Below are 23,090 nucleotides of genomic sequence, written 5' to 3'. Positions count from 1 at the left end.
GTCCGGCCATGACGATCATGGCGGGAATGGGACCCGGCACCGGGACGGGGATAGGGCCGCTGCTGCGCGGCTGGCGCGAACGGCGGCGGCTCAGCCAACTGCAGCTCGCCCTGCTGGCCGACTCCTCGGCCCGGCACATCAGCTTCGTCGAGAACGGCCGCTCCCGGCCCAGCCAGGACCTCGTGCTCCGGCTCGCCGAGCACCTCGACGTCCCGGTGCGGGAGCGCAACGCGCTGCTGCTGGCCGCCGGCTACGCGCCGCTCTACCCGGAGAAGCGGCTGGACGACCCCTCGATGGCGGCGCTGCGCTCCGGCATGGAACGCCTGCTCGCCGCCCACGACCCGTACCCGGCGCTGGTCGTCGACGGGTCCTTCCAGGTGCTCGCGGCCAACCGCGCGCTCGGGCTGCTGCTGGCGGGGGTCGCGCCGCACCTGCTGGAGCCGCCGCTGAACGCGATGCGGATCACCCTGCACCCGGAGGGGCTCGCACCGCGGATCGTGAACCTGCGGCAGTGGCGGCGGCACCTGCTGGAGCGGATGGAGCGGCAGCTCGGGCTGGTCCGCTCGGCGCCGCTGCGGGCGCTGCTGGAGGAGGTGCGGGCCTACCCGGAGCCGCCGGGCGTGGTGGAGGAGGCCGAGGAGGACCTCACCGAGCTGTTCCCGTTCGCGCTCCCGCTGCGGATCGCGCACGAGGGGCGGGTGCTGTCGTTCCTGTCGACCATCGCGACCTTCAACACCCCGATGGACGTGACCGTCTCCGAACTGGCCCTGGAGGCCTTCCTCCCGGCCGACACGGAGACGGTCGTGTTCCTCCAGGCCGCCGTGGGGGCGGAGCGGTAGGGAGCGTCCGACGTTCAGGCCGGGATGCGGCGGAGGGTGGTGAACTGGAGCACGGCGAAGCCGCCCACCGCGGCGGCCTGCAACGGGATCCAGACGTAACCGGCGGTGGTCGGCTCGAACCACAGCTCCATCGCCACCACGCTGAGCAGCGTCCAGCCCAGGTTGATGTCGATCACCGCCCGCACCGCGGTCCGCGGCGGCTGCGGACGGGCGGCCAGCAGGCCGACCGCCAGGCCGAACACCGCCAGCACGGCGCCGAGTTCGAGCAGGGTCGCGCGGCCGACCCCCAACAGGTCGCCGAGGGGGCCGGAGAAGGCCAGGTAGGCGAGGCCGTTGCCGCCGCTGACCACGGCGTCGAGGGCGAGGAAGCGGCGCAGCGCCGTCCAGGAGGCGGGGGCGGTCCGAGGGGCGGTGGCGACGGTGTGGGCGGACATGGCGGATCGACCTCCGGCAGGGGGGTGGGATCCCGGTCGGCGCTCCGCCGCCGGGTGGGCACCACTGTGCCGGGCGGCCGGACGGCCGTCGATTACCTCCGGGGTCATCCTCGGCCCCTTTCGGCCGGGTCAGGGCCGGGAGGCGGCCGGGTCAGGGCCGGGAGGCGGCCGGGTCAGGGCCGGGCGTCGGCCGGGTCAGGACCGAGCGTCGGCCGGTTCAGGACCGGGAGGCGTGCGGCCGGGCGGCCCCGGCGCCCGGCGGCCGCAGCGGCACGCCCGCACGCTTGACCGCCCGCGCCACGATCGCCGTCTCGGCGCGGCCCACGCCGAGCGGGCCCAGGGTGTCCGTGACGAACCGGTAGAGGCCGCCGTGGTCCGGGCAGAACACCGCGGCCATCAGATTGGCCGGCCCGCTGGTCGCGAACACACCGTGCACCTGCGGATGCCGGCCCAGTGCCGCTCCGACGGCCGCGAGCCGGCCCGGCGGCACGTCCAGCCACAGGTTGGCGTCCACCGCGAGCCCCAACAGCCGCGGTTCGACGGCGACATGGGTGCGCAGCAGCCCGGCCCCGTCCAGCCGGTGCAGCCGGCGCCGGACGGTGGACTCGGGGGTGCCGGCCGCCGCCGCCAGCAGCGCGTGCGACTGCCGGGCGTCCTCGCCGAGCCGGGCCAGCAGGTCGCGGTCCAGGGCGTCCAGCGACACGCTCCCGGGAGCGGGGCGGGGCGGCGGCGGTTCGGCCAGCGCGGCCGCCTCCGCCTCCTCCAGGTGGCCGGAGCGCCACTGGCCGGCGTCCGCGAAGGCGTGCAGCACGGCGTGGACGGTGGTCTCGGTGACCGCGGCGGTGGCGGGCAACTGCCCGTGCAGCAGCCGGTCGCGGGCGTCGGCGCCGGAGAGCATCACCGCGCCGACCTCCTGGCCGCCGAGCATGACGTCGACGAAGGGCACGTCCGGCCGTTCGGCCAGCGCCCGGGCGACGGCGTCGCCCTTGCCCCGCAGCACCCGGATCCGCAGCAGCAGCGCGCCGACCGCCGCGTCCTCGACGTCGGGCATCCGGACCACCCGGACCAGGCCGGTCTGCTGGAGCCGGACGAGCCGGCGGGTGACCGTGCGCGGGGAGACGCCTAGCACCTCGGCGATCCTCCCGGCCCCGGCCCGGCCGTTCACCTGGAGCGCGCAGACCAGCCGGCGGTCCAGGGTGTCCAGCACGGTGTCCGGATCAGCAGCAGCGACGTCCATGGTGTCCGATCTCCGTCGTCCTCCCGCACCGGACGTCCTGTCCGGGCGCTCCGACGGTACTCCTTGACCACAGGAGCACGAGGAACGGGAGCGGGACGATGGGCGACATCGAGGTGCGGGAACTGCGGACGCTGCTGCCGGCCGTGGAGGCGGCGGTCCGGGAGGTCGGCGCGCGGCTGGCCGAGCAGCGGCCGGCCGAGCCCTGCCCGGAGTTCGGCCTGGCCGGGGCGATGGCGCGGTTCGCCGCGTTCGACGATCCGGCGGCCGCCGAACTCCGGTCGCGGCTGGGTGCGTTGAACCCGGAGGCGGGCCTGCTGGAGGACGAGTTCGAGGGCGCGGTGCCGGCCGAGGGCGAGTGGTGGCTGTGCGACGCCATGGACGGCGCGGTGCAGTTCCTGCTCGGGCTGCCGCAGTGGGCGGTGACCGCGACCCTGGTGCGCGACGGCGCGCCGGTGCTGGCCGTGGTGCACGCGCCGCAGCTCGGCGCCCGCACCTACCGGGCCGTGCGCGGCGGCGGGGCGGAGCTGGACGGCCGGCCGATCGCCCCCGTGGAGCGGGAGTTGGCGGCAGTGGTGGCCGGGACCGGCCAGCCGCCGGGGGTCGCTTCCGACCCGGTGGCGCTGCGCCGGGCGGGCGCCTCGCTGTCGGCGGTGGCGGGCGCGGTGCTGGCCGTCCGCAACCTGGGGCCGACCTCGCTCCAGGTGGCCCAGGTCGGCTCCGGACACCTGGGCCTGTTCTGGGAGTTCGGCGCGGACGCGGCCAATCTGCTGCCCGGCGCGCTGATCGCGGCGGAGGCGGGCGCGACGGTCACGGACGCCGCCGGGGCCCCCTGGACACCCGCCACGGACGCCTTCCTGGCCGCCGCGCCGGGCCTCCACCGGCAGGCACTTCCCCTGCTGCAAGATCTTGACTGAGCGTCAAATACCGAACAGAGCAGCAGCATTGTCATGACAGACGGCGCGCAGCCACTCCTCCCCCAGCCCGAGCCGGTCCAGCGCGTCCAGCTGGTGCCCGTACCGGTAGGGGATGTTGGGGAAGTCACTGCCCAGCAGCACCTTGTCCCCGAGGGCGCGCAGCCGGGGCAGCTCGGCGGGCGGGAAGGGGGTCTCCCGCTCGGAGAAGTCGGTGAACGCCATCGTGGTGTCCAGCCGGACGCCGGGGTACCGCTCGGCGAGGTCGAGGAACTCGCTGTACTCGGGCAGTCCGAGGTGGGCCACCACCAGGACCAGCCGGGGGTGCCGGGTGAGCACCGCGCCGATCGGGCCGGGGCCGGTGTGCTTGCCCGGGACGGGTCCGGAGCCGCAGTGGGTGACCACCGGTGTGCCGCTCTCGGCGAGCAGGCCCCAGACCTCGTCGAGCAGTTCGTCCGCCGGATCGTAGCCGCCGACCTGGAGGTGCGCCTTGAACACCCGGGCACCATCGGCCAGCGCCCGGGTCACATAGCCGGGCGCGCCCGGCTCGGGGTGGAAGGTCGCGGTGTGCAGGCAGGCGGGGGTGCGGGCGGCGAAGTCCGCGGCCCAGGCGTTCAGCCACTCGGCCATCCCCGGCTTGTGCGGGTAGAGCATCGCGGTGAACGCGCGGACGCCGAACTCCCGCAGCCGGGCGACCCGTTGCTCCTCCGCCTCGCGGTAGGCGATCGGCCAGGGGCGGCCGGTCAGCGGGCCGGCCGCGTCGAAGTACGCCCACACCTTGTCGAGCACGTTCTCGGGCATGGTGGGCCCCTCCTGCCCGATGGCGGGCAAGGAGGGAGGGTGTGGACGTCCACAAGTCCGGGCAGGCCGAGGCGCTGCCAGAAGGCGCGCACCGCGGCCGCCTCGGCGACGGGGTCGGGCGCGCTCATGCGGCCGGGACGGGCCGGGCGCGGTCGATGATCGCCGCGACGTCCGGGCCGGGCGGCAGGGTGCCGAACGCGGCGCCGTGGTCGCCGCCGAGCCGGGAGGCGCAGAACGCGTCGGCGACCGCCGGGTCCCCGTACCGGACCAGCAGCGAGCCCTGGAAGGCCAGCGCCATCGCCTCCACCAGCCGGCGGGTGCGGTACTCCAGTTGGTCGAGGTCGGTGAGCTGCTTGCGCAGCCCGGCGACGGCCGCGTCGAGCCTGCGGTCGGCGCCCGCCGCCGCGTCCAGCTCGCCGAGGAAGGCCTCGACGGTCTCCGGGTGCTTGGCCATGGCGCGCAGCACGTCCAGGGCGGCGACGTTGCCGGAGCCCTCCCAGATCGAGACCAGCGGCGCCTCCCGGTAGAGCCGGGGCATGCCGGACTCCTCGACGTAGCCGTTGCCGCCCAGGCACTCCAGGGCCTCGGCGGCGTGCGCCGGACCGCGCTTGCAGACCCAGTACTTGGCGACGGCCAGGCCGAGCCGGCGGACCAGCGCCTCCTGACCGTCCCCGGCGAGGGCGGCGTCGGTGGCCTGGGCGAGCCGCATCGCCACGGTGGTGGCCGCCTCGGACTCCACCACGAGGTCGGCGAGCACATTGCGCATCAGCGGCTGGTCGACCAGCGCCCGGCCGAACGCCCGGCGGTGCAGGGCGTGCTGGACCGCCCGGGTGGCCCCGAGCCGCATCCCGGCGGCGGCGCCGATGGTGCAGTCCAGGCGGGTCGTGTTGACCATCTCGATGATGGTCCGCACCCCGCGGCCCTCCTCGCCGACCAGCAGGCCGTACGCCTCCTCGTACTCGATCTCGGCGGAGGCGTTGGACTTGTTGCCGAGCTTGTCCTTGAGCCGCTGGAGGCGGAGCCGGTTGCGGCTGCCGTCCGGCAGCACGCGCGGCAGCAGGAAGCAGCTGAGCCCGCCCGGCGCCTGGGCGAGGGTGAGGAAGAGGTCGGACATCGGCGCCGAGGTGAACCACTTGTGGCCGGTGAGCCGGTAGCTCCCGTCGGGCTGCGGGACGGCGGTCGTGGTGTTGGTGCGGACGTCCGAGCCGCCCTGCTTCTCGGTCATCGACATGCCGGCGATCAGACCGCGCTTGCCGTGCGGCTCGCGCAGTCCGAAGTCGTACTCGGTGGCGGCGAGCAGCGGTTCGAACTCGGCGGCCAGCGCGGGCGTGGTGCGCAGCGCGGGAACGGCGGCGTAGGTCATCGAGACCGGGCAGGTGTGGCCGGCCTCGACCTGGCTCCAGACGTGGAACTTGGCGGCGCGGGCGGTGTGCGCGCCGGGCCGGTCGTCCCGCCAGGGGGCGGCGTGCAGGCCGTGGCCGACGGCGGTGCGCATCAGCTCGTGCCAGTACGGGTGGAACTCGACCTCGTCGATCCGGTGGCCGAAGCGGTCGTGGGTGCGCAGCACCGGCGGGTGCTCGTTGGCCAGCCGCCCCCACTCGGCGGCCTGCTCGGAGCCGGCCAGCCGGCCGAGGGCGCGCAGTTCGGGCTCGGCCCAGCCGGCGCCGGCCCGGTGCAGGGCGGCGAGCAGCGCGGGGTCGGCGGCGGTGTCGTGCCCGTACGGGGGCGGGGCCTGGTTGGTGACCTCATGCGTCGCTGTCATCGCGTTCTCCAAGCGCTCGGAGGGTGAAGGAGACGAGGGCGGGGACCACGGCGTCGGGGGCGGCCCCGGGGCCGTGCGGGGGTACCGCCGCGAGCGGGCCGGTGAGGGCCTCGGCGGTGGCGCCGACGATCGCGGCGGCGGTCAGCTGCGGGTCCTGGGGCGGCAGCCGTCCGGCGGCGAGCGCGGTGGCGATCTCGGCGGCGAGCACATCGCGGAAGGTGCGGCGGAAGACCAGGCGTTCGGCGTCCACCACGGTGTCGGCCGGTTCGACCAGCAGCGCGTGGGCGAGCCGGGGGGCGCGCAGGGCGCGGGCGGCGAAGGTCTCCACGACGGCCGCGATCCGGTCCCGGGGGGTGTCGTGCCGGGCGACGGCCTCGTGCACGGCGGCCACCTCCCGGGTGACCACCCGGCGGAAGAGCTCGACCGAGAGTTCGGCCTTGTTGGCGAAGTGCCCGTACATCGAGCCGGTGGCGATACCGGCCCGTTCGGCCACCGCGGCCATGCTGCAGCCGCCGTAGCCGCGCTCGGCGAGCAGGCCGACCGCGGCCTGGAGCACCGCCTCGCGCTGGGCGTCCAGGCGGGCTTGCACGGCGGGGGTGCGACGGTAGGCCATGGAAGCATTGAAGCACTGATTCACTGCTTCGGGGAGGTGCCTCGGGGCACCCTTCCCGGAAGGTTCCGGGAAGCGGCGGCGCGGGCCCGGGCGGCGCGGGCCCGGGAACGGCGGAGGGCCGCCCGTCCCCCGGGCGGCCCTCGCTTCGTACGGTCCCGCGAGCGCGGGCGGTCCCGCCGACGCGGGTTGTCCCGCCGACGCGGGTGGTCCGGACTACAGCCGGACGCGGTCCTGCTTCAGCCCCTCGATGTCCAGCGGGCCGATCGGCGGCACCTGGTACTGCCCCTTCAGCGCGCGGGCCGAGGCGTCCGTACCGAGGCCGGCCCACTCCAGCACCTTCGCGGTGGCGGCCGCCGACTCGTCGGCCGGCAGCTTGGAGATGTTGGAGCCGTGGTTGCCCCCGGGCACCGTGTAGACGTAGCTGTCCTCGCTGCCCCACCCGAGGCGGAACGGCTCGGCGCCCCACGGGTCGTTCTGGCCGTAGACGTAGATGATGCGCTCGGCCGAGTTCCGCACCCAGCGGTCGATGTCGCGCATCGCGGACGGGTCGAAGCGCATCGGGATCGAACGCGGCACATAGGTGCGCGGCGCGTACAGCTCCTTGTAGTCGTATTGCAGCAGGCCCTTGAGGGCCGAGACGTCGAAGGAGGGCGAGCCCAGCTCGGTGCCGGCCTGGTAGTAGTACGCGGTGTACCCGGCGAGCGCCTGGTCGCTGTTGCCGGTGATGCCGGACTGGGTGTCCAGCCAGGCGTACAGCGCGTCGTCGGTGCCGGCGGCGCCCGGGACGTTCACGCAGTCGGCCGCCAGGCTGTACTGCCAGAACGCCCAGACCGAGTCCAGCACGGCCAGCTCGTACGCCTTGTCGGCGCTGCCGATGGTGGTGAAGGTGGAGCCGGCGGCGGCGTTGTCGGTGGCGTAGCGGGGCTCCAGCCGGTCGCGGCGGGCCAGCAGTTCACGCTGGGTGGCGGTCAGCGCGGCCCGGCACTCCGGGGTCCCGACGTTGCGGAAGAACCGGCTGTACGCGGAGTCCTCGCGGTCGTCGACGTCGTTCGGGGCGACGTAGGCGATCGTGCCGGCCACGTCGTCCGGGAAGAAGCGCCGGTGGTAGGTGGAGGACATGCCGCCCTTGGAGGCGCCGGTGGACAGCCACTCCTGGTGGTAGATCCGCTTCAGCGCGGTGATCAGCCGGTGCGCGTCGGTGGCCGCCTGCTTGATGCCGGCCTTGCTCCAGTCGGCGGGCTCGGGGCGGGACGGCGTGAAGTAGCGGTACTCGATGGAGACCTGGTTGCCGTCGACCAGCCGGGCCGGCTCGGTGCGCGAGGGGGTGGTGCGCAGCGTGTAGCCGTTGGTGTAGAACACGGTCGGCCGGTCGTAGCCCCGGTGCAGCACGCTCAGCCGCTGCTGGAAGGTGCCCAGCCAGGGGCGGGCGTGGTCGATCGGCTGGGTGTAGGTGAGCAGGAAGTAGCGGTGGCCGGTGGTGGTGGGCTGCTCCTCGGTGACGGTCATGCCGGGGATCCCGGCCAGCCGGTCCTTGATGTCGGCCGACGGGTCGTCGGCGACCCCGCCCGAGGCCGCGACGGCCGCGTCGAACGCGCCGGCGGTGTCGGTCGTCCCGGCGGACCGGGCGAGCGCGGTCGGGGCCAGGCCGAGGCCGAGCAGCGGTATCAGCAGAACGGCGACCAGCAGCCTTCTGATCGTGGTGGTCATCAACTCTCCATCGGGTCAACGGAACTGTGCGGTGTCCTGGTCCGAACTCTCCGGCAGTCGGCGCGCCGCCGCCGGGCGGACCGGCCGTCCGGTAGACGGCCGAATGGGCCACCCGCCGGTCGCGGATGGCCCATCGGGGTAGAAGTGCCGGTCAGGGGCGCGGCAGGGTGCAGCCGGCCCGGGTGAGGTCGAGCTTGTTACCGGCGCCGAAGCAGGCGGGGATGATGTACGTCTCCTGGGCGTAGCCGATGCCCTTGCGGACGGTCACCCCACCGTTCTGGTCCACCTCGCACGGGTTGTTCAGGGTGCAGCGCTGGCCGTCCTCGTTGATGGTGTTGTTCACCGCGACGACCTGACCGCTGCTGGCGTCGACCACCGGGGAGCCGGAGGTGCCGCCGATGACGTTGCAGGTGGAGGTGTAGCGGAGGGAGTCCTTGAAGGTCCAGTCCGCTTCCTTGAGCCGGTAGGCGAAGCCGTCGGCCGAGCAGGAGTAGATCTTCTTCCAGTACCCGGAGACGACCTTGATCGAGCTGCCCTGGACGGGGTGGGTGGCCGCGACGGTCAGCGGGGCGATGCCGTAGCGGGACTGGATCGCGGCGTAGGTGGTGTTCAGCTGGTAGATCGACACATCGGTGTCGGTCATGGTGCCGTAGACCATCTTGCTGGCCTTCACCGTGCCGAGCGATCCGCCGCTCGCGTTGAGCAGGGTGAAGCTGCGGCTGGAGGCCTGGTTGGTGACCACCTGGCCGGGGCCGGGCATACCGGACTCCAGGCAGTGGCCGTTGGAGAGCACCAGGGCCGGGTCGTTGGCGGTCGAGGCGGGGAACCGGACCAGCGAGCCGGAACAGTTGCTCAGCGCCACCGTCCCGGCGAACGTGACGGCGGCGACCTTCCCGGCCTGCGGCGACGTCACGTTCGTGCTGGTGGTGGCGGTGGACGCGGTCGCGGCGGGGGCGCCCGCCAGGGCGGTCGCCCCGGCGAACAGCAGCGCGGCGGCCGTGCCTATGAGCGGCTTCTTCATGAGAGACCTCTCGGTGTGTCTCGGCGTGGGGGTGCCCCAAAGCTGGCGCGGACATGACGCCCTGTCAAGGGTCCTGTCACCGACCCCCGGACCGGAGGGCCGTGATCCGGCCGCCTCGCCCCGGTACTGTGACCGGGACGGCAGGTAGACCATCTGGGGGGCTGACATGACCGGCGACCACCACCGCGACCACCGCACGGACGACACACGACGCGGACCGACCGGAGGCCGGCTGCTCGCGGTCAGCGACCTGCACGTCTCCTACCAGCAGAACCGCGACCTGGTGGAGCAGTTGCGCCCGGGCTCGCCCGACGACTGGCTGATCGTGGCCGGCGACGTGTCCGAGTCCACCACCACCATCCGCTGGGCCCTGGGCCTGCTGGCCGAACGCTTCGCCAAGGTCGTCTGGGCCCCCGGCAACCACGAGCTGTGGACCCACCCCAACGACCCGGTCCAGGTGCGCGGCGTCGAGCGCTACCAGCACCTGGTGGAGATGTGCCGCGAGCTCGGCGTGGTGACCCCCGAGGACCCGTACCCGGTGTGGACCGGCGCCGGCGGCCCGGTGGCGGTCGCCCCGCTGTTCCTGCTCTACGACTACACCTTCCGGGCCCCCGGCACCTCCACCAAGGAGGAGTCCCTGGCCGCCGCCTACGAGACCGGCGTGGTCTGCGCGGACGAGCGCTTCCTGCACCCCGACCCGTACCCGGACCGCGACTCCTGGTGCCGCGAGCGCGTCCGGCTGACCGAGAAGCGCCTCGCCGAGCACGACCCCGAACTGCCGCTGGTCCTGGTCAACCACTACCCGCTGGTCCGCCAGCCCACCGAGATCCTCTGGTACCCCGAGTTCGCCCAGTGGTGCGGCACCGAGCTGACCGCGGACTGGCACCGCCGGTTCAACACCGCCACGATGATCTACGGGCACCTGCACATCCCCCGGCGGACCAGCTACGACGGGGTGCCGTTCGAGGAGGTGTCGCTCGGCTACCCGCGCGAGTGGGGGCGGCGCGGCCTGCCGGACCCGCTGCTGCGCGAGGTGTTCCCGGGCGCGTGAGGCGCCGCCGGCCGGTGGTGCCCGCTACTCGCCTTCGCCTCCCACCACCGGCTCCGGCCCGCGCTCCTGCCCCTGCTTCCCCGTCGGCTCCGGGCGCGCCAGCGTCACCGTCAGCTGCCCGTCCGACACCTCCGCGACCAGCGTGTCGCCCTCCCGGACCGTGCCGTCCAGCAGCAGGTCCGAGATCCGGTTGTCCAGCTCCTGCTGGATGGTGCGGCGCAGCGGCCGGGCCCCGAACGCCGGCTGGTAGCCGAGGTTCACCAGCAGCTCCTTGGCCTCGTCGGTCACCTCCAGGTCGACGTCCTGGGCCTTGAGCCGGCGCCGGGTGCGGTCCAGCAGCAGGTCCACCACCTGCAGCAGGTCCTTGCGGGTGAGCGCGTGGAAGACGATCACCTCGTCGATCCGGTTGAGGAACTCCGGCCGGAACTGCGAGCGCAGGTCCCGCATCAGGTCGTCCCGGATCTCGTCGACGTCGCCCGCGTGGTCGAGGATCCGCTGCGAACCGATGTTGCTCGTCATGATCAGCACGGTGTTGCGGAAGTCGACCGTACGCCCCTGGGCATCCGTCAGCCGGCCGTCGTCCAGCACCTGCAGCAGCAGGTTGAAGACGTCCGGGTGCGCCTTCTCCACCTCGTCGAACAGCAGCACGCTGTACGGCTTGCGGCGCACCGCCTCGGTGAGCTGGCCGGCCTCGTCGTAGCCGACGTACCCGGGTGGCGAGCCGACCAGCCGGGAGACGGTGTGCTTCTCCTGGAACTCGCTCATGTCGAAGCGGATCATCCGGTCCGGGTCGCCGAACAGCAGCGCGGCCAGCGCCTTCGCCAGCTCCGTCTTGCCGACACCGGTCGGGCCGAGGAACAGGAAGGAGCCGGTCGGACGGTCCGGATCACCCATCCCCGCCCGGCCGCGACGGACCGCCTGGGCCACCGCGGTGACCGCCCGGTCCTGCCCGATCACCTTCTCGTGCAGGTGCTCCTCCAACCGGAGCAGCCGCTCGCGCTCGGTCGCGTTCAGCTCGGCGACCGGGATGCCGGTCCGGCCCGAGAGCACCTGCGCGATGTCGTCCGCGGTGACCGCCACGACCTCCTCGCGGGACTCGGCGACCGCCGCCAGCTCGTCCTCGGTCTGCCGCAGCTCGGTCTTCAGATTGGCGGCCCGGACGAACTCCTCGTCCGCCACCGCCTCCTCCAACTCCCGGCGCAGCTTGGTGATCCGGTCCCGCACCGGCATCGCGACCGTGGAACCGCCCAGGCTGCGCAGCCGTACCCGCGCACCCGCCTGGTCCACCAGGTCGATCGCCTTGTCCGGCAGGAAGCGGTCACTGACGTAGCGGTCCGACAGGGTCGCGGCCGCGTCCAGCGCCTCGTCCGTGAACCGCACCTGGTGGTGCGCCTCGTAGGCGTCGCGCAGACCCCGGAGGATCTCGATCGTCTCCTCCACCGTCGGCTCGGGCACCAGTACCGGCTGGAAGCGGCGCTCCAGCGCGGCGTCCTTCTCCACGTACCGGCGGTACTCGTCCAGGGTGGTCGCCCCGACCACGCTCAACTCCCCGCGCGCCAGGGCCGGCTTCAGGATGTTGCCCGCGTCCATCGAGCCCTCTCCCCCGCCGCCCGCACCGACCACCGTGTGCAGCTCGTCGAGGAACAGGATCACGCTCTGCTCGGCCGCCGTGACCTCGTCGATCACGTTCTTCAGCCGCTCCTCGAACTCGCCCCGGTACTTGGAGCCGGCCACCAGCGCGGTGAGGTCGAGCGTGACGACCCGCTTCTCCTTGAGGATCTGCGGCACGTCCCCCGACACGATCCGCTGCGCCAGCCCCTCCACGATCGCCGTCTTGCCGACCCCCGGCTCACCGATCAGCACCGGGTTGTTCTTGGTCCGGCGGGACAGGATCTCGACGGTCTGCTCGATCTCCTCGGCCCGGCCGACCACCGCGTCCAACCGGCCCGCCCGCGCCTCCTCGGTGAGGTCGCGCCCGTACTCGTCCAGCGTCGGCGTCGCACTCTGCTGCCCGCCCCCGCCACCGCCGGCCGTGCCCCGGCCGGTACCCCGCCCGTCCAGCACCGTGCGCAGCGCGTCCTGCGAAGGCGCCGCGTTGCGCACCGCCGTCCCAGCCCCCGACCGCTCCTCCTCCAGTAGCGCGCCGAGGATGTGCTCCGGCCCGATGTACGAGGCCCCCGCCGCCTGCGACCGCGCGTGCGCCGCCAGCAGCGCCCGCTTGGCCGCCGGCGTCAGCCCCGGCCGCCCCTCCTCCCCCGACACCTGCGCCCCGGCCGGCAGCGCCTTGTCCAGATCCCCCGCCAACCGGTCCGGATCCACCCCCGCCCGCTCCAGCATCCGCCGCGACGGATCCACCCGGGTGGCCGCCCACATCAGATGCCCGGTGTCGAGATCACTCCCCCCACCCTCGGCCGCCCGCCGAGCCGCCGCCGCCAGCAACTCCTGCGCCGACTCACTCAACAACCGCCCGATCGGCACCCGCTGCACCGCGGGCGGCGAGGCCAACGGGCTCATCCCGAAGAACCGGCTGAGCAGATCCGAGAACGGGTCGTTCGACCCGAAAGGCGGCATGGTCACGGAGGATCACCTCTCCCAAGCGTTGTGCGCCCACCCAAACACACCCCACCCCACCCCGCCTCCCGACCACAGCACCCGACTGACCCCCGCCCCCGTCACCCCCGCAGCAGCGACAACCGCTCCCGCGCCGCCCTCGGCATCCCCGCCACCACCCGCTCCCAGGAGTGCTCCACCATCTCCCGCAACTCCTCGTCCGGAACGGTCGAATCCAGCACGACCGTGATCCAGTGCCGCTTGTTCATGTGATACCCGGGCCCCACCGCCGCGTACTGCCCCCTCAGATGCACCGCCAGCCCCGGCTCGCACTTCAGCGTCACCCGCTCCTCCCCCAGCACCGCGAACACCTTCCCCTCCACCTTCAACACCGTCACCCCCGGCCCGAACGCCTCATCGTCCGTCACCCCCGGCAACCCCGACGCCACCTCGAACAACTCCTCCGCCACCATCCGCTTCCCCTTCCCTCCGGCTCCCCGAAACCGTACGCCCCACGCCGACGCCCACAGCGCCGACCATGCACACCCACAACCATCCACAGGCGCGCCATCACCACTCACCAGGGCCCCACAAACACCCAAGGGCCAACCCGGGAGGATGCCGCTCCCGGGCTGACCCTTCTTTCCCTGGCCAAACTCCCGTTGGAGTTCCCATGCAACGCAATGCAAAAATTACTGACCAGCCACCCGCTCATGCAATCCCGGACGGCTTCGCTGCACCTCCCACCTCGAACGCTTCCACCTCAACTTCCGAGGTTCCGGACGTGGCTATTTCCATGAGAAAGCTCGATCGAAATCTTCCGATCATCGGCTAGGAGCAACTTCGGGCCGCATATGAGCGCCTGTCCATCGCTACCAGTGAGGCCGATTGGAGTAAGCGCGCAAGCGACCTTGCCCGCGTGAATGATCTCAGCAGAAGAGCCCGCGAGGCAGAGACCGACATCGAATTCGTCTCCAGAACAAATCTGGACTGCATCGCCAAGGCCCTTCTCTTTTCTGGAAAACTGAAGGGACCGCTCACAGCTGCTGACGTCATGGATATCTACTGCAACTGGACTGTGAAGCGCCTCGGCGGCATCGTCTCGCTCGACGAGGAGGAACGGGCAGCGCTAGAAGCACGGCTCTCCCAGCCTTGGCAGGCTCGGCGGCGTGGGCGCCCGCCCCAGTCACCGCGGGTCTGACCTCGGCCTCCCTGACACGTGGCCGCTCTCCGCGGCCGGCCACCGCCGGCACAGAGCGAAGGCCGGAGCGGTGGCGAGCGGCTGGGCCGCAGCGAGCTGGCGCGCCGTACGCTCCCTTGATGACGTGGCGAGGGTCATTACCGGACGGCCTGGCCTGGCTGGTGGCCTTCTTGTCAGGGCGCCCGTCCGCGTGCTGATCTCGTGTCAGTGCCGAAGCGGAGGGGGCAACGTGGCGGAACTGACGGTCAAACCGTGGCGGCGGGCGGGCAAGGATCGGCTGTACGTCAACCTGCCTGGCCCTCGTGGGCAGGCGGTCGCGTGGCTGGACTGCCTGACCGGGGTCGTCACGATCACCGATGCCGCTCATGAATCATCGGCGCTCGATCTGATCAGGTACTGGTGCCGGACGGACAGCCGCTCGGTTCCACCACTGACCGTCGTCCGCAAGCCCCCTCCACCGCCCGTCCCCCCTCGCCCCGCCTCTCCGCCGACAGTGCTGCCCGCTCTGCCGCCGCTCACGACCGAGGACGACCTCGCCTCGAACCGACCGGGCGAGGGTGTCCGGGGCATGATCCGGGCCGACGAGAGCAAGCGGAAGTGGCTGGTGCGGGTGGCGGCCAAGCTCTCCGGCGACGACCTGACCCGCTCCGAGCTGAGCAAGGGGCTCGACGGGGAGAGGTTGGTCGGTGGGCTGCTCGACGGTCTGCGGGCTTACGGCTGGTACGTGTTGCACGCAGTCCCACTGCCGAGCGGTGCGGATATCGACCACGTGGTGATCGGGCCGCCCGGGGTGTTCACGGTGAACACCAAGCACCACCCCGACGCCATGGTCTGGGTCGGGGACAAGCGGCTCACGGTCAACCGCAACAGCTACCCGTACATCGAGAAATCCAGCCTCGAAGGCAGCAGGACGGCAGAGCTCCTGCACCGCTGGTGCGGTCTCGCCGTTCCGGTGCACCCAATCATCGCCGTCGTGGGCGCTCGGACGCTGACACACAAGGGAAAGCCCGACGTCGATGTGCTGGACGGAGCCCAGATCCTGACTGCCCTCGGCTCTCGCCCTCCCCTGCTCGAAGCTCACCGTGCAGCAGCAGTCTTCGACATCGCGCGTCGTCGGAGCGTCTGGGCCCAGTTCGGTCGCCGTACCGGTTGAGTCAGGCCCGTTGTCGGCTCTCCGGACGAGCGAGCTGTCCTCACATGGTGACCATGCCCACTTCCGCGGCCCATCAGGACACAGCAGCACCCCCCGTCCGGCAGGCACCGGGAAACGACGCATGCGGCACAGGACGGGTAAGGCCGCAGAAACGATCAAGGGCCAGTTCGGGAGGATCCTGCCTCCGAACTGGCCCTTCTCCGCTGTGGGCGCGGACGGTTTCGAACCGCCGACATCTGCTTTGTAAGAGCAGCGCTCTACCACTGAGCTACGCGCCCCCCGTCGGGCGGGTCCCGGGGTGGGGCGCACGACGAGTGCCTAGGGTACCTGGTCCCGGGGGGTGGTGTGGTGCGGGTGGTGGGGCGGTGGGGCGGGTGGGGTGCCGGGTCCGGGGGGTGATCGGGAAGAATGGGGGTGGATCAGCGGTCGGGAACCAGGGAGCGCGCAGTGAGGGTGGCCGGCGGAGGCGGGCGGGGGCGACAGCGGGGGCCGGGGAGCGCGGTGGCCGAGGCGCTGGTGCTGCCGGTGGTGGTCGCGGGGGCGTTGGGGGCCGCGGGGGCGGCGTCGTTCGGGGCCGGCGGTGGCTGGTGGGGGCGGCGCGGCGGTGACGGCATGCGGGCGGACGCGCGGGCGGCCAGGGACGCGGCGCAGCAGGCGTTCTACGACGTGGACTCGACCCAGCGCGAGGTGCGGCTGGCGGTGGAGACGGTGCGTTCGGTCGGGGACAGCGCGACGGCCCGGCGGGCGGTCGCGGACTTCGAGGCGATCTCCGGCCGGGTCGACCAGGTGACCGTGAACTACCTGTCCGCCCTGGACGCGCACGACCTGGACGCGGAGGAGCTGGAGTCCGGTGCGGCCGCGCGGGCCAAGCACCAGCTGGACGATGTGAAGGGCCAGCTCGGTTCGGCGCTGTCGGAGCTGAAAGACTTCCTGCGCAGGCTGCAGCCGACGCTGGAGCGGGCCGAGTCGCAGCTGATGCGGGTGGCGCCGGCGGTGGAGCAGGCCAAGCGGGCGCTGCTGGACGCCAGTAACGCGCTGGACGTTGCGCGCGGCGCCGGGCTGCGGGCGGACGGGCCGGCGGCGCGGCTGGCCGAGCTGGCGCCGGAGCTGGGGCGGCTGAACGAGGGGGTGGCCCGGCACGGGGTGCCGGACACGCTGGAGCGCGCGGAGCGGGTGAAGGAGCGCGCGGAGGCGATCGCGGCGGAGGTCGGGCACCTGCCGGAGCGGGCCCGGGAGATCGACCGGCGGGTGGCCAGTCTGCGGACCAGGATCCAGGCGCTGGAGACCAAGGCCGGTACGGTGCCGCCGGCGCTGAGCGAGTTGCGCCGGCGGTTCTCGGCGGCGTGCTGGCAGGACCTCCAGCGGGTGCCGGACCAGGTGGCGGAGGCCGGGCGGGCCGCCGAGGGCAAGCTGGCCGAGGCGGCGCGGGCCCGGGACGAGCAGCGGTGGGCGGATGCCACGGGGGCGCTGGGGACGGTGCGCGCGCTGCTGGACACGGCGGACGGGTCGGTGGTCGCGGTGAACGAGCGGCTGCGGCAGCTGAACGAGGTGCAGATCGACCCGAACAAGGAGGTCGAGCGGGCCCGGTTCGCGCTGCGGGACGCCCAGCGGCTGGCGATGGCCGGGCGGCACGCGCCGGATCCGCGGCACGCCGCGCCGCTGGACGCGGCGGTGGCCCGGCTGGACCGCGCGGTGGCCGAGCTGGAGGCGGCCGGGCGGCATCCGGACTACTGGCGGTTCCTGACCGAGTTGGCGGCGGTGCGGGAGTCGGCGGCGAACGTGGTGGAGCTGATCCGCGGCGAGCTCGGGGGACAGAAGTAGGCATCGGGGGCGCGAAGGGTTCGACCTGCGATGGCCCGGATACGCTGGCGGGTATGCCTCGTTATGACTTCCGCTGCCGCTCCTGCGGCGCCACGTTCGAGCTCCGCCGCGCGATGGCGCAGGCCAACGACCCCGCCGTCTGCCCACAGGGCCACCCGGACACCGTGAAGCTGCTGTCGACCGTCGCCGTGACCGGTGCGGCCGCCGGCGGCGCCGCGCCGCAGCAGGCCCCGTCGGCCGGTGGCGGCGGGGGGTGCTGCGGCGGCGGCTGCTGCGGCTAGCCGGAAGCCGGGCGCTCTCCGGGGCCTAGGCGCCGAGCGCCGGAGCCGGGGCCGGGACCGAAGTCCCGACCTCGCCCCGGACCCGGGCCAGGAAGCGGCGGGCGATCTCCTCGCCCGCCGCGACGCCGATCTCGTCGAGGGCGGTGACCCCGGGCGCCGTCCAGCCGGTGTCGGCCAGTTCGCCGTGGCCGGGGCGCCAGCCGGCGTCGGCGGCGAGCAGCAGGTCGGCGTCGAGCAGCGAGTCCCCGGCGGACAGCACCGTGGACGGGCCGACCCGCCGGACGACCTCCGCCAGCGCCGCGCTCTTGCTGAGCGGCGCCGGCACCGCGTACACCTTGCGGCCCTGGAGCGAGACGGTCCAGCCGCGTTCGGCGCACCAGCCGGTGAGTTCGGCGATCCAGCCGGCCGGCAGTTCGGCGCGCTCGACGACCAGGTAGGCGAACAGCTCGTCGGCGACCCGCCGCTTGTGGGTCCACTCGGGGTCGGCGCAGAGGGCCAGGTGCTCGACCACCTCGGCCAGCGGCGCCGCCCCCTCGGCCAGCCGGCCGGCCATCTCGGTCTGCCAGTCCTCGTCCGGCACGCCGTCGACGAGCAGTCGGCCGCCGTTGGCGCAGATCGCGTAGGGCGGGACCCAACCGGGCGTCGGACCGGGCAGGTTGACCCGCTCGTACTGGGCCCGGGTGCGGGTGGTGGCGGGGACGAGCACGGCCTCGCGGGCGAGTTCGACGAGCAGCGCGGCGGCCTGCTCGGTCATGAAGGACAGCGCCTTGCCGTCGTGCACCTCGACGGAGAGCAGGCGCGGCGCGAGCCGGTCCGGCACGTCCAGGGCGAGGGCCCGGTTGGAGTAGATCAGGGTGCGGTCGAGGTCGCTCGCGACGACGAAGCGCGGTGCTCCGGCGGAGCGCGAGACGTCGGCGGAACGCGAGACGTCGGCGGAGCCGCCGTCCGGGCGTGCGTGACCACTCATCGGGCTCAGGACTCCTTGGTGAGGACGGCCGTGCCGGAGGCGCCGGTCGCCCCCCGGGTGTAGCGGGGGTGGATGAGGCCGACGCAGGAGTACGGCAGGTCGTCCACCTCCTCGACCGGCACTCCCCGCTGGGCGGCGAGCAGCCGGACGTGGTCGAGGTCGGCGCCGGCGCCGCGCCGGGCGAGCACCCGCCAGGGGACGCGGCGCAGCATGACCCGGGTGGTCTCGCCGACGCCGGGCTTGACCAGGTTGACGCTGTCGATGCCGTACTCGGTGCTGATCCGCTCGACGGCGGCCCAGCCGGCCCAGTCGGGGGCGCGCTCCTCGGCGTGCTCGGGGGCGAGGAACCGGTCGGCGGCGGCGAGGGCCTCGGCCCGGACGTCGGCGAAGTGGTCGGCGACGGTGTCCAGGAAGGCGCCGGAGACGTCGGCGCCGGCCAGCTCGGTGTAGTGCTTGGCGCCGTGGAAGTCGTCCGGGCCGATCAGGTCGGAGCGCAGCACGGTGCGCGAGACCAGGCCGGAGACGGTCGAGTTGAGGCAGGCGGAGGGGATCAGGAAGTCGTCCCGGGTGCCGAAGGTGCGCACGCAGCGGCCGGGGTCGGCGAGGACGGCGAGGTCCGGGTCGAAGCCGGTCCCGGCGAGGGCCTCGGCGAGTTCGCGGGTGATCGCGCCCTTGCCGGTCCAGCCGTCGACGAACACCACGTCGGCGGCCCGGTGGTGGGCGTCGAGGTAGCGCAGGGCGGCCGGGTCGATGCCGCGGCCGCGGACGATCGAGACGGCGTAGTGCGGGGCGTCGAGGCCGTGTCCGGCGGCGAGCCAGCGGCGGATCAGAATGCCGACCGGCGTCCCGGCGCGGGCCAGCGAGGCGAGCACCAGGCCGGGGCCGCGCTCGCGCAGCAGGGTCTCGGCGACGGTGCCGACGGCGAGCGCGATCCGGCGGGCGGAGACCCGCAGCGCCTGGTGGAACAGCTCCTGGTACTCGGGGCTCGGCTGGTACTCGACCGGCAGCGACTCGGCGTAGTGGGCGCCGCCGCTCTGCACGGCCTCCTCGCGCTCCTCGGTGGGTGCCTCCAGGTCGACGCCGGTGAGGTCCTTGAGCAGCCAGGCCACTTCGTCGGCGCGGTAGGAGGAGAACTCGGGGCCGTACAGCGGACGTGCCGGGGCCGCCGGGCCGGCGGGGGGGCTCGGCCGGTGGGACGGCAGGACGGCGAGCACCACCCGGTCGGTGACCCGGCGCAGCTGGCCGAGCAGGGCGCGCTCGCCCTCGTGCAGGGCGGGGGTGTCGGCGGTGTCGTCGACCACCAGCACCACGGTGCCGAAGCGGCGGGCCGGGTCGGCTCCGGGGGCGACGTTGTAGGCGTAGCGCTCGCGGGAGGAGTCGTCGGCCGGGTCGTCGTGGGCGGGGAAGGCCAGCCGGGTGCGGATGGCGTATCCGGGGTCGTCGACGGCGAGGACGGGCGAGCGGGTGGTGGTGGAGTAGTGGACGCGGTCGGTGCCGCCGGGCAGCCGCTCGGCGAGGGCGTCGGCCAGCCGCAGCGGCGCGTACATCAGCTCCTCGAAGCCGAGCACCAGTACCCGTCCGTCACTGTCCCCGGGCTCGACCGCGGCCGCCAACTGCTCGGCCAGACCGGGCAGCGCCGCCTCCAGCCGCGCCCGGTGCTCCCGGGTGAACCCGTGCCGGCCGCCGTCGGGCAGCCCGGCCGGCCAGTCCAGGTTGACCCGCACCAGCGGGGCGGCCGGGGCGGCCGGCGGCTCGGGCGCGGGACCGGCCTCGGCGATCAGCCGCTCGGCCCGGTCCAGGACGTCGGCGGGCAGTTCGACGCCGCCGTCGGCCAGCGCCACCAGGTCCAGCCGGACGCCGAGTTCGGCCGCGGTGTCGGCGAGCCGCCGCCGGTCGGCCGGGCCGCGCAGGTCGACCAGCGCGACCACCACGTAGTGCTCGCGCGGGTGGTTGGCGTGCAGTTCGCGGATGGTGTTGAGCACGGTGGTGCCGGTCGAGAACTCGTCGTCCACCAGCACCAGCGGGCCGTCACCGGCGAGCAGCCCGGGGTCCGCGGGCAGCAGCAGGTGGGAGGTGGCGTGCGAGTGCTCCTCCTCGAAGCCGCCGACCGGGGTGAGGCCGGGCACCGGGCGGCGGGTGGAGTGCAGGTAGGGGGCGTCCAGCCCGTCGGCGACGCTGTGGCCGAGGCCGGTGGCGGTCTCCGCGTAGCCGAGGACGACGGCGCGGTCGGCGCTCTCCTCGGGGAGCGACGCCAGCAGGTCGCGGACCCGGCGGCCGAGCTCCAGGCCGGCGCCGTGCACCACCGCGGGCCGCTGCGGGACGTGCTTGCCGAGCACGGTGGAGACCAGCAGGTGGGCCCGCTTGCGGTTCTCCCGCAGGGCGAGGCCGACCAGCTCGGGGAGGCGCTCGGAGCCGGTCAGCGCGACGCCCGCCCGCTCGGCCACCCAGCGTCCGGTCCACTCCCCCGCTCCCGCGGGTCCCTCGGCGCTCGCCCCGAGGGGCCCGCCGACCCCGTCCGTCCCGTCGGCTCCAGTGGTCCGGTCCTGCTGCGCTGCTGTCACTACGGGTCCTGTCTTCGGTCTGTGCGGTGCGGTGCGGTGGCGCCGCGGTGGTGCCGCGGTGGTGCCGCGGTGGGCAAGGTCTGACGGGCCGGCCCCGGGCCGGCCGGGCGGCTCAGCGGCAGAGGCAGGCCGAGAGCAGCTCCGCGAAGCTGACGTCCTCCCGGGCCACCCCGAACACCTCGGCGCGCAGCAACACCCGCTCCGCCCAGGCCCGGTGGGGCTTCGCCTCGTTCATCTTGTTGGTGTACGCCGAGCGCAGCACCCCGCCCCCGCCGCGCTCCTGCTGGAGGATGTCATGGGCGTCGCTGTACTCCTCGTGCGTGACGACGGAGAGCGCGTGGACGGCGGGCACATGGCTGGGGTGGATGCAGGTCTTGCCCAACAGGCCGTTGGCGCGGTCGAGTTCTATCTCGCGGATGAGCCCGTCCAGGTCGTGCTCGATGATCCGCCGGCGGACGGCCTCGCGCGAGGGCTCGGCCTCCGCGAACGGGGTGCGGCGCAGCTGCGGCTTGAACATCCGCTCCTGGACCGGGAAGTACTCCCAGACCGGGCCGGTGACGGTGAACCCGGTGCCGTCGGCGCGGCCGAGCACGTTCACCACGTCGCCGATCACCGAGGCGACCAGCGCCACGTCGTACGCGGTCAGGTCGGGCGAGCGGCGCAGGCCGTACGCGGAGCAGAGGTCGGTGACGCCGAGGCGGACGGCGAGGACCCGCTCGCGGTGCTTGTCGAGCAGCCTGGCTATGCCGAAGAGCTGGTCGCGGCGGGTCTCCAGGTGGGCGAGCTCGGGCGATTCCAGGACGGGCATCGCGAACAGCCGGCGCCCGGTGGCGGCCTCGGCGGCGGCGAGCGCCTCCAGGAAGTCGCCGCCGGTGTCCTCGGTGAACTTCGGCAGGACGAAGCCGGTGAGCAGTCCGATCGCGGGTCCGAGCCGGCCGGCGAGGTCGGTCAGCTGCGCCGGGGTCCGCACCCTCACGAAGAGAAGGGGAAGATCCTGTGTGCAATCGGTGGAGATCCCGCCCGGGTCGACACCCTCCGTCACAACGGGCCCGGCACCCTCCGTGACGCCGGAGCGGGTACTCTCCGTGACCTCCGCCCAGAGCTCGCCGAGCCGGGCCACCAGGTTGGCCTCGGCGTCCGGGACCTCGTGGTCGGCGATGGCGTCCTCCAGGCAGAGCACCATCGAGACGACGCCCTGCGCGGCCTGCTTGCGGATGTCCGTGCGCAGGGTGGCGCGGGTGGCCGGGCTGTAGAGCGTGGCGCCCAGCGCGGTGGCGAGCACGGCCGCCGCGCTGTCGGCGGTGAACTCCCCGGGAGCGCTGAGAAAGAGCCGGTCGCGGACGTCGTCCGCGAGGTGGCCGAAGTGGCGCAAGGTGCTCTCCTCAGGAGGTTCGGCCGCCGGTCCGGCGGAGGCGGGGAAGGACGGGGAGGGACGGCGGCGACACCCGGTCCAGCACCCGGTTCAACCGGCTCGACGGCCGTGGTGGTTCCCGGTCCGGCCCCGTCCGGTCACCGTTGTCCGGCACGGAGCCCCCCGCCCGCCCATCGTACGGACGGTGCCGGGTCGTGGAGGGTTCCGAAACATCGAATTCTCGGAAGGTTACCTTCCACTTCACAAAGCGCAAGCGTTGGCAAAGTCCCCCCACAACGCCTACTCCGGTCACGTTGTCCGAAGGGGTGGCGAACAGGCAGGATGGTCGGCTATGACGCACGTGATGGCCAAGGGCGCCAACATCGCACTGCCGGTGGCGGCTGTCCGCGCCGTGCTGCGCTGGAGCGCCACGCCCGGTGCGCCGGACGTGGACGCCTCCGCGCTGCTGCTCGGCGCGGGCGGCAAGGTCCGCTCGGACGCCGACTTCGTCTTCTACAACCAGCCTCGGCACCCGTCCGGCCTGGTGCGCCACCTTCCCAAGCAGCAGACCGCCGACGGCGGCGAGATCACCGACACCGTCGAGGCCGAGCTCGCCAAGCTGCCGGCCGACGTGGACCGGGTGGTGCTGGCCGGCTCCTCCGAGGGCGGCACGTTCCGGGCGGTGAGCGGGCTGCGCCTGCTGCTGTTCGACGCCGCCGCCGGGGACGGCGTGCCCGCGCTGGCCGAGTTCGCGATGGCCGACGGGGACGAGGTGACGGCGCTGGTCGCGGGCGAGCTGTACCGCCGGGCCGGCGCCTGGAAGTTCCGC

The 23,090-nt window shown here is 73.6% G+C and carries 19 protein-coding genes, 1 tRNA gene and 1 pseudogene; 8 read left to right on the top strand and 13 right to left on the bottom strand.

From position 1 onward, the window contains the following. The first annotated feature begins 8 nt into the window (after nt 1-8). The gene (locus BI06_RS20990; RefSeq protein WP_043470466.1) at nt 9-839 is read left to right on the top strand and encodes a helix-turn-helix domain-containing protein; all 831 of its coding nucleotides are present in this window, start codon (nt 9-11) and stop codon (nt 837-839) included. Between the two features lie 14 nt (nt 840-853). Here the strand turns inward: BI06_RS20990 and BI06_RS20985 are convergent, their stop codons facing one another. Together BI06_RS20985 and BI06_RS20980 are read right to left on the bottom strand one after the other, a co-directional pair. After that, entirely contained in the window at nt 854-1,273 is a 420-nt protein-coding gene (locus BI06_RS20985) for a hypothetical protein (RefSeq protein ID WP_030391659.1), read from the bottom strand. A 217-nt stretch (nt 1,274-1,490) separates the two neighbouring features. After that, nucleotides 1,491-2,510: an Lrp/AsnC family transcriptional regulator gene (locus tag BI06_RS20980; RefSeq protein ID WP_051741513.1), complete on the bottom strand. Its 1,020-nt coding sequence runs from the start codon at nt 2,508-2,510 to the stop codon at nt 1,491-1,493. A gap of 98 nt (nt 2,511-2,608) precedes the next feature. On the opposite strand from BI06_RS20980, the gene BI06_RS20975 reads away from it, so the two are divergent. Next, a complete protein-coding gene (locus tag BI06_RS20975) occupies nt 2,609-3,424 on the top strand; it encodes an inositol monophosphatase family protein (RefSeq protein WP_043470462.1) in 816 nt (271 codons plus the stop codon). A gap of 3 nt (nt 3,425-3,427) precedes the next feature. On the opposite strand, the pseudogene BI06_RS20970 reads toward BI06_RS20975, so the two are convergent. From BI06_RS20970 to BI06_RS20950, 5 genes and pseudogenes are all read right to left on the bottom strand, one after another. Next, nucleotides 3,428-4,350: pseudogene (locus BI06_RS20970) on the bottom strand (amidohydrolase family protein). After that, nucleotides 4,347-5,984, bottom strand: coding sequence for an acyl-CoA dehydrogenase family protein (locus tag BI06_RS20965; RefSeq protein WP_043470459.1), 1,638 nt, complete (start codon nt 5,982-5,984; stop codon nt 4,347-4,349). Before BI06_RS20965 ends, BI06_RS20970 begins: the two are co-directional and overlap by 4 nt. Further along, complete coding sequence (locus tag BI06_RS20960; protein ID WP_030391663.1) at nt 5,968-6,597, bottom strand: TetR/AcrR family transcriptional regulator; 630 nt, start codon at nt 6,595-6,597, stop codon at nt 5,968-5,970. The genes BI06_RS20965 and BI06_RS20960 overlap by 17 nt, the downstream gene beginning before the upstream one ends. A 213-nt stretch (nt 6,598-6,810) precedes the next feature. Then, entirely contained in the window at nt 6,811-8,304 is a 1,494-nt protein-coding gene (locus tag BI06_RS20955) for a S28 family serine protease (RefSeq protein WP_051741512.1), read from the bottom strand. A 151-nt stretch (nt 8,305-8,455) separates the two neighbouring features. Next, entirely contained in the window at nt 8,456-9,325 is an 870-nt protein-coding gene (locus BI06_RS20950) for a serine protease (RefSeq protein WP_043470456.1), read from the bottom strand. A gap of 166 nt (nt 9,326-9,491) precedes the next feature. Here BI06_RS20950 and BI06_RS20945 point away from each other — a divergent pair, with 166 nt between their 5' ends. Then, the gene (locus BI06_RS20945) at nt 9,492-10,376 is read left to right on the top strand and encodes a metallophosphoesterase (protein ID WP_051741511.1); all 885 of its coding nucleotides are present in this window, start codon (nt 9,492-9,494) and stop codon (nt 10,374-10,376) included. 24 nt (nt 10,377-10,400) lie between these two features. Here BI06_RS20945 and BI06_RS20940 read toward each other — a convergent pair whose 3' ends face one another. Further along, complete coding sequence (locus tag BI06_RS20940) at nt 10,401-12,947, bottom strand: AAA family ATPase (RefSeq protein WP_051741549.1); 2,547 nt, start codon at nt 12,945-12,947, stop codon at nt 10,401-10,403. A 101-nt stretch (nt 12,948-13,048) separates the two neighbouring features. Further along, on the bottom strand, nt 13,049-13,399 hold the full coding sequence (locus tag BI06_RS20935; RefSeq protein ID WP_043470453.1) for an MmcQ/YjbR family DNA-binding protein: 351 nt from the start codon (nt 13,397-13,399) through the stop codon (nt 13,049-13,051). 446 nt (nt 13,400-13,845) lie between these two features. On the opposite strand from BI06_RS20935, the gene BI06_RS49580 reads away from it, so the two are divergent. Both BI06_RS49580 and BI06_RS20930 read left to right on the top strand, forming a co-directional pair. Continuing rightward, entirely contained in the window at nt 13,846-14,127 is a 282-nt protein-coding gene (locus tag BI06_RS49580) for a hypothetical protein (protein WP_149030431.1), read from the top strand. Nucleotides 14,128-14,356: 229 nt separating this feature from the next. Continuing rightward, nucleotides 14,357-15,280, top strand: a complete 924-nt coding sequence (locus BI06_RS20930) for a nuclease-related domain-containing protein (RefSeq protein WP_149030430.1) — start codon at nt 14,357-14,359, stop codon at nt 15,278-15,280. Nucleotides 15,281-15,486: 206 nt separating this feature from the next. Here the strand turns inward: BI06_RS20930 and BI06_RS20925 are convergent. Continuing rightward, nucleotides 15,487-15,558 (bottom strand) — tRNA-Val (locus BI06_RS20925). 130 nt (nt 15,559-15,688) lie between these two features. Between BI06_RS20925 and BI06_RS20920 the strand changes: the two genes are divergently transcribed. Continuing rightward, nucleotides 15,689-17,101: a hypothetical protein gene (locus BI06_RS20920; protein WP_369826163.1), complete on the top strand. Its 1,413-nt coding sequence runs from the start codon at nt 15,689-15,691 to the stop codon at nt 17,099-17,101. Between the two features lie 53 nt (nt 17,102-17,154). Beyond that, the gene (locus tag BI06_RS20915; protein WP_030395863.1) at nt 17,155-17,382 is read left to right on the top strand and encodes a zinc ribbon domain-containing protein; all 228 of its coding nucleotides are present in this window, start codon (nt 17,155-17,157) and stop codon (nt 17,380-17,382) included. A 25-nt stretch (nt 17,383-17,407) separates the two neighbouring features. On the opposite strand, the gene BI06_RS20910 is transcribed toward BI06_RS20915, so the two are convergent. The 3 genes from BI06_RS20910 to BI06_RS20900 form a co-directional block, all read right to left on the bottom strand. After that, entirely contained in the window at nt 17,408-18,349 is a 942-nt protein-coding gene (locus tag BI06_RS20910; RefSeq protein WP_233290237.1) for an HAD family hydrolase, read from the bottom strand. A 5-nt stretch (nt 18,350-18,354) separates the two neighbouring features. Continuing rightward, nucleotides 18,355-20,793, bottom strand: a complete 2,439-nt coding sequence (locus tag BI06_RS20905; RefSeq protein ID WP_043470451.1) for a phosphoribosyltransferase — start codon at nt 20,791-20,793, stop codon at nt 18,355-18,357. Between the two features lie 229 nt (nt 20,794-21,022). Continuing rightward, complete coding sequence (locus BI06_RS20900; protein WP_030395860.1) at nt 21,023-22,282, bottom strand: HpcH/HpaI aldolase/citrate lyase family protein; 1,260 nt, start codon at nt 22,280-22,282, stop codon at nt 21,023-21,025. A gap of 331 nt (nt 22,283-22,613) precedes the next feature. Between BI06_RS20900 and BI06_RS20895 the strand changes: the two genes are divergently transcribed. Further along, a partial coding sequence (locus BI06_RS20895) for a TerD family protein (RefSeq protein WP_043470448.1) occupies nt 22,614-23,090 on the top strand: 477 nt, incomplete at its 3' end.

The organism is Kitasatospora sp. MBT66 (genome assembly GCF_000710405.2).
Classification (GTDB): Bacteria; Actinomycetota; Actinomycetes; order Streptomycetales; family Streptomycetaceae; genus Kitasatospora; species Kitasatospora purpeofusca.
This window is presented reverse-complemented; position numbering and strand designations above follow the sequence as displayed.